General features: G+C 36.0%; 10 protein-coding genes. 1 reads left to right on the top strand and 9 read right to left on the bottom strand.

Annotation, left to right across the window (positions count from 1 at the left end; translation table 11 throughout):
- Positions 1-23: 23 nt before the first annotated feature.
- The 4 genes from WBG07_RS15985 to WBG07_RS15970 all read right to left on the bottom strand — a co-directional run bounded on the left by WBG07_RS15985 (position 24) and on the right by WBG07_RS15970 (position 7,444).
- Positions 24-2,837, bottom strand: coding sequence for a T9SS type B sorting domain-containing protein (locus WBG07_RS15985; RefSeq protein WP_340202676.1), 2,814 nt, complete (start codon positions 2,835-2,837; stop codon positions 24-26).
- Positions 2,838-2,907: 70 nt separating this feature from the next.
- A complete protein-coding gene (locus tag WBG07_RS15980) occupies positions 2,908-5,658 on the bottom strand; it encodes a T9SS type B sorting domain-containing protein (protein ID WP_340202674.1) in 2,751 nt (916 codons plus the stop codon).
- A 26-nt stretch (positions 5,659-5,684) separates the two neighbouring features.
- Complete coding sequence (locus WBG07_RS15975; protein ID WP_340202672.1) at positions 5,685-6,515, bottom strand: ABC transporter permease; 831 nt, start codon at positions 6,513-6,515, stop codon at positions 5,685-5,687.
- Positions 6,516-6,541: 26 nt separating this feature from the next.
- Complete coding sequence (locus WBG07_RS15970; protein ID WP_340202670.1) at positions 6,542-7,444, bottom strand: ABC transporter ATP-binding protein; 903 nt, start codon at positions 7,442-7,444, stop codon at positions 6,542-6,544.
- An 86-nt stretch (positions 7,445-7,530) separates the two neighbouring features.
- On the opposite strand from WBG07_RS15970, the gene WBG07_RS15965 reads away from it, so the two are divergent.
- Positions 7,531-8,598, top strand: coding sequence for a hypothetical protein (locus tag WBG07_RS15965; RefSeq protein WP_340202668.1), 1,068 nt, complete (start codon positions 7,531-7,533; stop codon positions 8,596-8,598).
- Here the strand turns inward: WBG07_RS15965 and WBG07_RS15960 are convergent.
- The 5 genes from WBG07_RS15960 to WBG07_RS15940 all read right to left on the bottom strand — a co-directional run bounded on the left by WBG07_RS15960 (position 8,595) and on the right by WBG07_RS15940 (position 13,438).
- The gene (locus WBG07_RS15960; RefSeq protein ID WP_340202666.1) at positions 8,595-9,134 is read right to left on the bottom strand and encodes a hypothetical protein; all 540 of its coding nucleotides are present in this window, start codon (positions 9,132-9,134) and stop codon (positions 8,595-8,597) included. The two genes, WBG07_RS15965 and WBG07_RS15960, sit on opposite strands and share 4 nt — an antisense overlap.
- A 581-nt stretch (positions 9,135-9,715) precedes the next feature.
- Positions 9,716-10,426: a class I SAM-dependent methyltransferase gene (locus WBG07_RS15955; RefSeq protein WP_340202664.1), complete on the bottom strand. Its 711-nt coding sequence runs from the start codon at positions 10,424-10,426 to the stop codon at positions 9,716-9,718.
- Positions 10,423-10,899, bottom strand: coding sequence for a DinB family protein (locus WBG07_RS15950; RefSeq protein ID WP_340202663.1), 477 nt, complete (start codon positions 10,897-10,899; stop codon positions 10,423-10,425). The genes WBG07_RS15955 and WBG07_RS15950 overlap by 4 nt, the downstream gene beginning before the upstream one ends.
- 915 nt (positions 10,900-11,814) lie before the next feature.
- On the bottom strand, positions 11,815-12,207 hold the full coding sequence (locus WBG07_RS15945; RefSeq protein ID WP_340202662.1) for a hypothetical protein: 393 nt from the start codon (positions 12,205-12,207) through the stop codon (positions 11,815-11,817).
- A gap of 592 nt (positions 12,208-12,799) precedes the next feature.
- Entirely contained in the window at positions 12,800-13,438 is a 639-nt protein-coding gene (locus tag WBG07_RS15940) for a tetratricopeptide repeat protein (protein WP_340202660.1), read from the bottom strand.
- Between the last annotated feature and the right edge of the window lie 259 nt (positions 13,439-13,697).

Here is a 13,697-nt window from a genome sequence, read left to right as displayed (position 1 = left end):
TTTATAATTAATTTTTTAGATACCTAGCGTTTCAATGCAAAATGACCATTGAATTGCCTGCCGTCTTCAAGGACTATTCTAAACCAATAATCACTTGACGGAAGCTGTCTACCATTGAAGAGACCATCCCATCCACTCCCAGCAGCATTTAGTTGAGTGATGAGTTTTCCATATCTGTCATAAATATAAACAAAAGTATTAAGACTTCTCAACTGATCACCGCCAATTAATTGCCACGTATCGTTAATTCCATCTCCATTTGGTGTAAAAAAATTAGGATAGCCTAAAATGGAAATACCTTGCTGGGTAATACCACATCCATTTTTATCTCTTACGTAAACGGTTACAAATCCCGGAGGAAGATTACTAAATTTATTACTGTCCTGATATGGCCCGTTACTATTTTCTAAAGCATATTCATAATTTCCAGAGCCGGTAACTAGGATTGTAATATTATTATTTTGTCTTAGATCCCGAATTTTTATATCGTCAATAACTGCAATATTAGAACTGTTTACTCTTATTGTTCTTTCCACAGAACAACCACCGCTATTGGTCACAATTACCCGGTAAGAACCAGCATCGGTGATTTCAATTGCAGGTGTATTTTGCCTTTCATTCGTTTGCCATTCATAGGTGTAATCTCCAGTTTCACTAATAGGGATTCCTGCAGAAATGGTATAGGTTGCAGCAGAATTTTCACAGATAAAAACATCTTGCTCTTGTTGTATATCTGGTAATTCATTTACTTGTAGATTTACCACATTGATTCCTGCACATTGATTGTTGTTTTCTGCCCTAGCATAAATAGTCTGGTTAAAGGGAAGCGTATTTTCAAAATTGGTATCTAATGCATTGGTTTCATTTAGCGCTTCATTTTCTGTTAAGTAATACGTAAGCGTTATTCCGGGGCCTAATGTTAATGCTGCTGAAGCCTGATTGAGGTCAAACAGTGCAAATCCTTCTACTCCGCCATCAGCACATGCAGAAATATTTACAGTTAGAGGTGGAGTGAAACTAGTGCTAAGTTCTAGCTCTGCTACAGAAAAACATCCCTTTTGTTTATTTTCTACACGAACATATACTATTTGTGGGTTCGCAATATTTGAGTAAGATTCACTATTTACCGCATTGAGTTCATTCTGCGCATCATTAAGATTTTCATGAAATGTATACTCAAAAGTATTGATGAGATCTATATCTGTAACAATTTGACCTATAGACTGCTCCAGATTGAAAATAGTAGAACCATCACCATCAAAATCACATTGGGTTAAAGAGGTGTTTTGAACCACTGGAAGCGGAATCACATCAACATCTGCAGTACCCTCCAATACAGGGTCTCCATTATTAGGTTCTACGCGAACCGTATAAAAACCAATAGCTGCGGCAGAAGCATTTGTGATGGTAAGTGTATTTCCAGTTTCAGCTAGCGGAACTTCATCTTTTTCCCAGAGGTAAGTGGCTCCGGGAATATCATCTGCCACTAAGGTATAAGTATCTCCTGTACATAACTCTAAAAAGGTGTCACTAATCCCATTTCTGATGATATCAATTTTATTGAGAAAAAAGGATTGAATAAAGGGAGGAAGTCCGAGCCTTACTTCATTACTACCATCATTATTAACATCTAGGTAAATAGCTTGCGGATTGTAGATTACATTTGCTGCGGTAGCTTCTGGATTTTCAATTACACCAAGATATTTTCCAGTGGTACCAGCTCCTACCTGTAAAAAATCAATTTGAGAACGGTAAATTTTACCATCCAATCCTAATTGCAAGGCTCCATAATTATAATCTGAAGACTCATCAATAATAGTCATAGAGTTTTTAACATCTGCCCTTCTTAAGTCGTATTGAATTAGGAAACTATTTCCACCGCCACCACTACCACGACCAACTACGGCATAGAGTTTACGTGTTTCTAAAGAAAACTCAATACCATAAGGTGCATCACCGTTATACAATTCAGTAGAGTTATTTACTCTTCCTGTGATATTGTCAAAATCAAAAAGCGAAATATTTCCAGGGGCATCTGCACCCGGAATTTCAGAAATACTAAAAAAGGCGGCTGCTATTTTTGTTCCATCAGGTGATGCTTTTAAATATCCCAGTGCATTTCTTCTATAGCCTGAAACGGGTACTTCGGGTTCGGCAAAACTTGTGACGGGAGTTTCATTTACACCGTTGCTATCAATTTTAAAGGCATAAAAATTTTCTGTAAAATGCGTGATTACCCAAAAAGTATTCTCTTGACCACCTTCAACGGCTGTTATTTTTTCTGAACATTTATACCCATTTTCAAATCGGTCTCCAGGATTATATGTGATGAGTGGAATATTTTTTTGCCCAGGAATTATATCACCTAACCCACCATTTAAACTCATGTCTATTACAGAATAGTTTAATCCATTGTTAAAGCCATCACCATCTCCGGAAACATCTATGATATCTGATACGGAAAAATTGGCATTATGCGGTTCATCAACGGTGAACAAATAATAAATAGAGGTAAGTGTAGGGTGTGGAACAATTAATCCGGATTGCGTACTAGATTCATCTCCTTTCAATTCGGTACCATTGGGCATGATATTGTGGTTTCTATCCCAAACGGTCACTCCATCAGAGTAAAACTGTAAGTTTCCATTTTCATCAGAAATGGTAGAGCATCCTTCAAACGTATTGAGTACCCCATCAGTTAATACAGAAACATCTTTGGTAACGGGATCAAAATAAACACCTGCGTTTTTCCCAAAATACCAATAAGCAGCTTCCCCTTGAGACCAACTCTGAAAAATGGTAAAAAATGCCACTATGCAAAAAATTGCTTTTTTCATTTTTAATCTTTTTCATTTTTTTACTAGAGTAGGAAAAGTCTATAATGCTGGGGCATTTTTATGATACGGATTACCTTTTTAAGGTAAAATGACCTTTGAATTGTCTGCCATCTTCCAGGATAACCCAGAACCAATAGTCAGCGGATGGTAATAAGGTTCCATTAAAGGTTCCATCCCATCCACGATCATTTAACCTCATTTCTTTAATGGGTTTCCCGTATCTATCAAAGATATATAATTTTGAGTTAGTATCGAAACCAGAACGAGCTCCTACAATTTGCCAGAGATCATTAAAGCCATCACCGTTGGGAGTGAAGAACTTAGGATAGCCCAGTACAAATATTTCAGTATCTGCTATCCCGCAATTGTTTTTATCTCTTACGTAAATTATGACTGCCCCTGGAGTTATATTATCAAATACGTTAGCATCTTGATAAGGGCCATTTATATCATTAATCGCATACTCATAATCACCTTCTCCAGAAACTTCTATAGTTATGCTATTGTTATCAGAGAAATCACGAATAACAACACGGTTAATGGTTGCAACGTCAGAGCCTATTACCTCAAAAAATTTAGAGTTTGAACAGCTTCTTACAATTCCGCCATCTGTATAGTTTCGGGTGAGTTGTAGTCTATACCTACCTGTTTCTGTAACGGCTGCGGTTTGTACATTTGATACTTCTGATTCTGTATTCCCTTCAATTTTATACCATCTGTAATTTTCAAACCCCGGTTCTGCTATTAAAACCCCGGGAAGTTCATTCAAGCAAACAAATACTTCATCAGGATAATTAACCACTGGAAGCGGATCTATTACAAATTCTATCAATTCAATTCCCTGGCATTGTCCTGCACTTTCAAGTCTAACAAATAATTGTGTATTGGAAGTTAAGAAGTTGCCACTTAGGGCATTTAATTCTAAGGCTGCGTCATTTCTATTCGTATAAAAAGTAGCCTCTAAAGGTGCATAGCTACTGCGAATCAATTCAAGGTCAAAAGAACTCTCTAAGAGGGTATCTTCTGCGGTAAGATCGCAGGCATAATATTTTTGAATATTGGTATCTGTAACTATGGTAGATTGAATATTTAAGATAAGTTCTGCTACGGAAAAGCATCCAGTAGCAGCTGTAATTTTTACATAGATGGTTTGGTTAAAAGGATTGGTATTTCGGTAATTTTCAGGCGAGGCAATCGCAACACCATTTTGAAGGTCTGCTGGACTTTCATGGAAGGTAATGCCATTTCCTAGGTTATTATTCATGAGTTCTGCGCTTGCCTGTTCCAGATTTACAAGGGTAATCCCATCTGATGGATTTGCTTCGTCAAAATCACATTGGGTGAGAATGGTGTTTTTTGAAGGGGGAAGCGGATTGACAGTTACAAATGCGAATCCTTCAATAGGGCAGCTACCATCATTTCTATCAATTTCAAGTTTATAGATACCAGAATCGTTTACAGTAGCATTTGCAAGGGTATAGGTATTGCTATTTCCAGGTAAAATGGTTGTATTATTGGTGGTATCTTCAAAAGTCCAAGTATAGGTTGCTCCCGGAATTACGGGTGTATTAAAAGTATAAGATTCATTTTCACAAATCACCAGATCTGTATTGCCTGTGTTACCAGCATCACCCAAAATATTTACTACCTCGTTAAAGAGCGATTGAATAAAGGGGGGGAGTCCAAATGAGGCAAATCTACCTCCCAATGCCTGCTGTCCAGCCACAAAATTACAAGCAGCCCCGCGTTCGTTAGGGTTGTTAATCACATTCAAGGCACCACTACCAAACTGTGAACCGTATATTTTTCCATTGGGCCCTAATTGCAAGGCACCATTGATAAATTCACCCAATTGAAATCTGGAAGCATCAATATCTGCATTCAACAGGTCGTATTGAAAAAGTTTTCCGTCAACATAAGAACCAAAACCATCATATAAATCAGTGGTTACATATAGAATTTCGTTACTAGGCGAAAATTCAATTCCATAAGGAGATCTGTTATCTATATTGAGTTCCTGTTCATTACTTACTTGCCCGGTAGCTGTATCAAAATTATATAGTAATAACTTTCCTGGAGCAGAGCGGTTGGTAACGTTTGAAACAGTACTATGTGCTACGGCTATTTTAGTACCGTCAGGGGAGGCTTTTAAATACCCAATAGCATTGTATCTATAACCACCTAGCGGCACCACGGTAGGCGTCACTGAAATAACGGGGGTGGTATTCACCCCTGCAGCCGAAATTTCATAGGCATAGAATGAATCCAGAAACTGGGTGATTAACCAGATAGAAGTACAATCTGCAGAGCGTACTGCGGTTATTTTTTCTGAGTTGGGTCTCAATAAGGGTTGATTGTTATTACCTCTGCCAACTACCGCACCATTGGCTCCAACACTCATATCAACAATATAATAATTGAGTCCTTGTAATAGGGTAGTATCGTGAATATCGCCTCCTAATGCATTTACCGTAAAAACATAATAGATATCATTATCATCTGGTTTTGGCACTATTAAGGCAGACTGTGTGCTGGAGGGATCTCCTAACAGTCCTGTGCCATTGGTCATGATTCCATTAGTTCTATCCCAAATAGTAATTCCGTCTGTATAGAAAAGAAGGTTTCCAAATTTATCTGAGATAGAAGCACAGCCTTCATTGGTACTTAATTCACCGTCAAGCAAGGGGATAACAGTGCCATCCCCATTAAACCGGAGTCCGGCATTGCGCCCAAAATACCAGTTAGAAGCTTCCCGTTGGGCAGATAGCACCCCGGTAGCCAATACGGCACATAGTAAAAAAATTAATCTCTGTAAGTTCATTTTGCCCCAATGCAGAGCTAAATATACTACAAATCGCGTCTTTTTAATAATAGATAGGACATATAAATGAAAAAGGCAATCCAAAACAACACTATTAGAACATCTCCAAGTTGTACTGCATAATTTTTAGTAAACTCTTCCCCCATTTGGTTGGCTACAGATCTTACTGCCGAGAGTCGGCTACCAGGTTCCTTAATCAAATTGCTCATAGCATTTAAAGGAAAGAATTGAGACACCCCATTGGCAAACGCTCCATCGCTTTGCCATCTTATGACGCCATAAGCAATCCCTTCTATAATTTGCCAGATGATTAAAAAACCTAGTGCAAAGGCAGACCTTTTTACCAGAATCCCTAAGAAAAGACAAAAACTAAAAAAGGCAGTGAGTTTTAAGAAAAATGCAAACAGGTATTCTAAATCAGTGAAAATGATGGATACATCTGTAAAATCTGAATAAATCAATCCCAGAATCAAGGAAACTACAAAAATAAATACGGTAGAGAGCGCTGCAAAACTTAAAACCGTCAAGAACTTAGAGGCTACAAACTCTTTTTTACTCAAACCATCAATAAGGTTTTGTTTAAGCGTTTTGTTGCTATATTCATTCGCCATCATAGAAACAATAACGATGGCCAGAAACAGCTTAAAAATAGCTGCTACATAGGTGTTAAAATGCCAGATGTAAGGAAAGTTAAAGATCCCTTGATCTGCTAAATGAAATTTAATAGGGCCAATATCAAATTTAATGGCAGCTATGAGCGCTACAGAAGTAAGCAGCACAAAATAAGAGATAATTAAAAACTTACTGGCTCTATTGTTCCATAGTTTGATGAATTCTATTCTTAGTAAACGTATCATTGTGTTTTTGGATTGAAGTGAGTGAATTAGTTGCTTTGGTTGTTGGTAAGGGTAAGGAATTGCTCTTCAAGGCTTTCTTTTCTCTTGACTAAATGAGATAAGATCACTCCTTTTTCAAACATTTCTTTGTTAAAAGCCGCTGCTTCCAGAGGCTCTTTAAGAAATGCAACAACTAAATCTCCTTCTTGTTTTATTTTGGCAATGGACGCATGTGCTTCTAAGAATTTTAGCATGGCCTCTTGCTGTTCACTTTTAATTTCAAAAAAGCCATGGCTGGCAATCATTTCATCTACCCTGCCTGAATATAGTTTTTGTCCTTTTCTAAGAATCACTACATGGCTGCATACTTTTTCTACTTCATCTAGCAAATGCGAAGCCAGCAGAATAGTAGTACCGCTAGACGCAATTTTTTTAATAATTTCTCTTATTTGATGAATCCCTTGAGGGTCCAGGCCGTTCGTAGGTTCATCCAAAATAAGAATCTCAGGGTCATTGAGCAATGCAGATGCAATGGCAAGGCGTTGTTTCATTCCCAAAGAAAAAGTTCTGAATTTGCTGTTTTTTCTGTCCAGTAAGCCTACTAATTCCAGTTTTTCATGTATCTTATCAAAAGGGACATCTTTTATTTGGCAAACCAGCCGTAAGTTTTTTTCGGCGGTCATATACGGGTAGAAGTTGGGGCGCTCTATAATGGCACCTACTTTTTTAAGCGCATTATGAGTTGAGATGTTTCCATCAAACCATTGAAATGTACCATTAGTAGGGTTTACCACGTTGAGCACCATGCCCAGGGTGGTAGATTTTCCGCTTCCGTTGGGGCCTAAAATACCATATACATTTCCTTTTTCAATTTGAAATGAAAGGTCTTTTACCGCTTGAACATAGCCATATTTTTTTGAGAGATTCTCGATGGTAAGGATGTTTTCCAAAATTGATTTTTTTGATTGATTATACTTACTTGACGATAACAAAGATAATTTGTTACATTTAATATTACATTTGAAAAAAATTAAGGATGCAAGAAAAGTTAATGTCTAAGAAAAAACCCTCTTTTCCTGTTTGTAAAGAATTGGGTGAATATCTTGAGAAGTACAATCGCACCATCAGGATTCCGGTTTTTTATGAAGACTTACTACGTTTTGCCGGTTCTGTAGTGGTGTATGATGAAAATGATGAAGATACCCTCTGGGTGCGGGTTTTTTATTCTGATTTTGACCGGGAAGAAATTGATCTTAGCCTGAAAAAAGTGTATACAATCCTGCATTCCGATGGTAATGAAGAAACCATTCCGTTTTTAAATATAGATGCCGTAGACTATTGCACCTTTGGAAATTCTAAACCCTTTCGGATTAAAGTACGTAATATTTTAAATGATAATTACACTTACTTCTACGTTAAAAAAGCAGATGCTTCCAGAATTTACGGTTTAGAACTAGAGCATTTATTATCACCAGACCGAATTAATTTTCTGGTATACAAAGAGACCCTAATAGAAGCACATATTGCCGGAATACCTGGGGATGTTTTTATAAAAGAAATGCTTCCGTCTTTTACTAATGCACAGAAATCGCAAATTTCAAAAGAGTTTGTAAAGTTTAATGAACGCTGTATGATTCGTTTGTTAGGTGATATGCGATCGTATAACTATGTAGTGATTCCCGTGCATGATTTTGATCATGTGGTCTTTAAAATACGTGCCATCGATTTTGATCAGCAATGTTATGAGGGGAATTTTAAATTATACCGCCCCCAATTTTTTAAAGAGAATTATGATATGGTAAGTATGGTAGAAAGTAGATTAAAAACAGAATCTATCGCGCAATATCAAAAAGAAGAACGCTCTCTTATCGCCAAACGAATCTTAACCGCTAATAAGCGCATTAAGGTATTATTAAAGGTAATGATCAAAGACGAGATTTCTTCTAAAAATAAGATACTAGAGTTACGCAAAGATTTGTATAACTATACCCTGGACGTAAAGTTTAAACGCTCTAAAAATATGGGGCAAATTGTAAGGACTGCTCTTGATTATGTAAAGCGGAATTATGAAGATGTAAGTATGAAAAGATTATTGCAAGGCTAATTTTGATTATTTAAATATTTAGGAGGAATAGGGTGGTCTTCCGTTTCTATAGACCATACCAAATTGGCAATCCACCATCTGTTGTTAAAATATACCAATTGGTAACTGGTGATACCTCTGCCTTCGCTATCTTCTGAATCTTTGGCATAAAAACTTTGAAACACCTGCGCAATGCCGTTGTATTCATCTACTACTTTACCTATTTCATATTCAATAAATCCTTCTCCGTAATAGGTGTCGTTCATCAATTCAATAAACTCATCTAGGGTTACCGTCTCTACAGCATCGGGCATTTTATCAAATTGATTTAGAATGGTAAATCTAACCGAAGGAAGAAATAAATTTCTAAACGCCACCCAATCTCTTACTTTTCCCTTTTCGCCCGAAATAATGTGGAGTACTTCTTTTACGGTACCATCTATAGTTTTAGTCGCTGTTGAATCCGTAGGCATTTTTTCTTGTGCTAAAAGGCTGTTGAGCATAAAAAGAAAGACTGCTAAAAGGTGATACTTAAAATGGAGTGAAGGATTTTGCATATTAAATAAAGTGATTTCTATATCACTTCAAAAATAACATTTTAAATCCTTTACACAATTTCGAGTTAACAAGCTTATTCTAAGATTCTTATTTTCATTTTCTTTGCGCGCCCATCCTTCGACAAAATGCTCAGGTTTCAGAAACCAAACAAAAGAATTCCGAAGTATCGGGAGTTTTTTAAGAGGTATTTTTAACGGAAAATCCCTGCTATACTGCGGAAAAGAAAAAATCCATAGAAAAAACAGTCCTTTTTACATGGAACTCAGGTTAGAATAACGTGATTTCTATGATATAACCTCCATAAAATATAATCTCAAAATTTTTAGACTATTTTAATATAACAATCTTATTTTTAGACTATTACTTTCATTTTCTTTGTTCGCACAAAGAAAACGAAACAAAAGAAAGTGCGCTTTTCCAGAGGTGTTTTTAGCCGAAAAGGCTAAAACCGCATTCATTTTCCTAAATTTTCTCCAAGGCTTCAAAAATTTTTAACGGAAAATCCCTGCTACACTGCGGAAAAGAAAAAATCCATAGAAAAAACAGTCCTTTTTACATTGAACTCAGGTTAGAATAAAGATTATTTTTTTATGCCACGTACATGCATAAAGGCAGGAAATTTGTTTAACTCTTTGTAATGTATGGGGTCTAGCTGTTTAAATTCTTCTACGGGTTTGGGTTCTATAAGTTCGTCCAAATAAAAGCCATTCTCAGTAAGGGGTCTAATACATTTCTCTAGCGGTCTTCTATAGCTATGCATTTTAATTGCCTTGCCAAATCCCCTCCAGGTGGTGCTCACAGCCTCTACTTCAAAATACTTCTTAGATTTAAAGTAGTTGTATTCAAAAAATGGATGTTCTATAGAGATCACCAAACTCCCGCCGGGTTTTAAAACTCTTTGAAACTCCTTGATCACGGGATTCCAATCTGCTACATAATGCAGCGCCAAGGCGCATAGCACCACATCAAAAGCCGCATCCTCACATCTAGTAAATGGAGCTGAGAGGTCATGCACAAAGAAATTAGCTTGGTTTTTATTTCTTTCTTTTGCCAAGGCAATCATGCTCGGGCTCAGATCAAAACCAGTAACGGTAGCTCCTTTGGCAAGCAAGATTTCTGCATATTTTCCCGGGCCACAGGCGGCATCTAAGATTTTTTTACCCTTTACATCACCTAGCAATTTCAAAGTAGTAGGTCTGTCATAATACGCATTATGTGGTTTTTGGTCTATAAGATTGTTATAGCTTACTGCCATGGTTTCATAGGCCGCTAAAATCTTTTCTTTACTCATGATGAGGTTTTAGTTTGTGCTAATTTTTTTAGTAAAGAGATCTGCCCTAAATGGTAATGGGTATGTTCTATAAAACCTAAAAAATTACGGTGGTAGTTTCCGTATTTAGCATCGGTAAAATCTGCTGCGAGAATGCTATCGGGTAGTTTTGCTACGAGCTCGCTTAATTCCAACCCTTGCTGTAAAACCTTCGCTACAAGAGCTTGCCATTCTTCTTCTGTATGAAGCGGCGGCAGATCAAAACTGTATTTATCTTTGGCTTCTAAGGGTTTTCCTTTGAGCACCCCGGTAATCGCATTTGCATAGTAATTGATATGAAATACCAAGACCGCAATAGTATTGAGATCTCCTATCTTAGTGGTAGCTTGTTGCAAGTTCACATTTTCTAATTGCTCTTTTAAGTTAGAAGCGGTCCAATTACCCCCAAAATGTACGTCTTTAATATGTTTGGCGAGTTGTTCAGTAGTATTCATAAGCCGTAATGCGGATTAGTGTTGTTACAAAGCTAGTGATTTTGCGGAATTTGATAAATCGTGTTTCTTTAACCGCTATTTCTTTCGCTATTTAAAATTTCAACTTAGAAAAGGCGGTTTATACAGTTTTTAAGGGTTTAGTATGGAGTTGTAGATTATAATCGATTTTATAAAATACTAATTATGAGTTTATTGAGTCTTTAATCATGGAGTAAACTTTACACGAAACGTTCCTGTGGATTACAGGAGGGAATGGTTGGGTTTTTTGTGGTTGTTTTTCTGCGCTGGTGGTACTACGGGAACCTCAGTGCCCGGTGCAGGATTTGGGTACGAAATGAAGAGTCCATAAGAATTTTCACTACGCGGAGCTTTTAGAGTGTAGTCATTTCGATGGAGCGTAGCGACGGAGAAATCTGCCAGACGTTTACTACCATGCCAATTGATCCTTGCGCCGGGCACTGAGGCACTCGAAGTGCGAGGGTTGGACAAGCAAAAGAAATGAAAGGCAAAAGCAAACGAAATAAAAATAGGGCACTTTACTATCTAGTAAAACCCTTGTCATTCATAGTTCTTATAAAAAGCAACCACATAGTACCTTTGGCAGATTTCTCATCATAAGACGGCACTTCGAGGGCCTCAGCGTCGGGCTTGGGCTAGGTTTTTAAAGGAATACTTAAAATTCACTCAAAATAAAGTGAAAAGTGGGGTAAGCCTACGGTTTTTATTTTATTGTCTAAATAGGCCTATTTTATACAAATTTGTGGTTTGTGCTGCACTTACTGGTTTTGGCAACAGGTTTTTAATTTTGTGTAGGAAATAAGTTAGTCTGATTACATTATTTCTTTAATTATCGGCGAGTATAAAAAAGCACAAACTATAAATAAATTTGTGCCCAAGCAAGATTACTATACTAATTTAGTATTTTAAAGGAGGAATGTCTACATTCCCCTTATTTATAACCTCAATATTGTAATTAGGAGTATTATCTTTTTTTATTGGAGCTATAAAAGCAGTATTCGTTCCATTTTCATATTGAGACATGTATACTCTGATTTTTTCAATGTCTTCACCTTTAGATTTTTTATATTCAATAAGTTCTACAAATTTTTTCACTTGTTCATAACTAAAAGTCACGTCTGTAACTTCTTTATTGCTATTTTTAATAAAATTGGAGCGATTAAGTTTTGCCTGTTCAATAGAAATAGAAGATTCAGGAACAGGAGGAGTAAAATCAGATTTCGTAAAGCTATAAATTAAAAATGTTAATAATAGAGGAATTGTTAACAGTACTTTTTTTCGATTTTTCATTTTAAAATTTTAATAGTTAATAACTAATTAAAAGTAAGAAAATAATTTTAGGGATTATAATTTTTTACAACGTTTTTGTGTAAGATTAGTTGCATATTATAAGCATTTAATTTAGCAAATAAAACCGAATAGAAAATCCTCGAATACTTTGGTAAAAAGGCTAGAACTAACAATTAATTTTATGCGGTGTGCCTGTTGCACAACTATTGCTTAAAGATAGGAAATCATATTAATTTTAATAACTACTAATCTAATGGTTTATCGAAGTAACCATTGGAATTAGGCAGGCTAATAAATGTATGCAGCTGTCTGAAATTGCTTATAAACCTTCGACAAAATGCTCAGGGCAAGCTTGAAAAAATACTTGAAATTCACTCAAAATAAAGTAAAAAGTGGGGCGAGAAACCTCCACTTTGTGCAAATTATAAAATCATGGCTTCAAAACTGTTTTTCCGCCTATTTAAAACCTGTTAATTTGACAATCTAAATCAATAAACTAAAATAAAAAAGCCCTTCTGAAGGGCTTGAAATGATTAACTTTATCATCAATTATTGGCTTGTGCAACGACTACCATCTTAAGTTTGAATTTCATTATTCATTTCCAAATATTGCGTTATATCCACCACCTTTATAATTCCGAATGTAAGGTTCAATCGAATTCACGTATTGTTTTTCAGAATCGGTCAATTTTTTTGACTTAAGTCTGTCCAATTCCGCTATTGCTTTTTGTTTTTCACCAACAACAGTTTGTAAAGTCAAATAACCAATATATTCCATTAAATTTTCTTCGTTCTCATAACGTATTTTTGGACTTTGTTCAAATGCTGTTTTATATAAATCCATTGCCTGATTTAGTTTGTCCATTTTTTCTAGCGTCATTCCTTTCAAAGTCAAAATAGAGTTAGTTTTTTGCATTTCTGTTGGTACAGATTCTAAAATTCCTATAGCCAATACTGGTTGTTGATTCCACCAATATGTTTTAACCAGACTTTCATAAGTCGGAATATCAGTTGGGTCAATTTCAAGAGCTTTCTTAAAGTAAACAATTGCGCTGTCCGATTTATTCTGCATTTGAAATTCAATTCCCTTTTCTTGGTATTCGATAACCAACGGATTTGTTTCTTTTTTCTCGTTTTTACAAGAAATAAAAAGGGTCAAAACCGATATGTAGATTGCTTTTCTCAAATTAATGCCAACTAGTAAATAAACGCAATTGCGTTTATTTACCATATATTTATTTTAGCCTAATTCTTTGTAATTCAAGAGTATATCCATTTTTAGTCGTTTGTAATCGCTTGTAAACGGCTCTTTATATGGCTAATTAGTAACCAAACATACCAAAAACCAATGGTTTTTCTTATAACTTAGTTGCAAACACGTATTTATTCGTAAGAAAATAGCACATATAGTTCTTATTCTTGCGGCAAGATAAAAAAGTGGAGGTTAAAATAGTTACGGGAATCCGCAAGGGGGAGGTAGTTTTAGTAAT

Origin of the sequence: Ascidiimonas meishanensis, assembly GCF_037782385.1 — a bacterium.
In the GTDB taxonomy this organism is placed as follows: Bacteria; Bacteroidota; Bacteroidia; order Flavobacteriales; family Flavobacteriaceae; genus Ascidiimonas; species Ascidiimonas meishanensis.
Note: the sequence above shows the minus strand (reverse complement) of the source record. Positions and strands in the feature narration are given on the sequence as shown.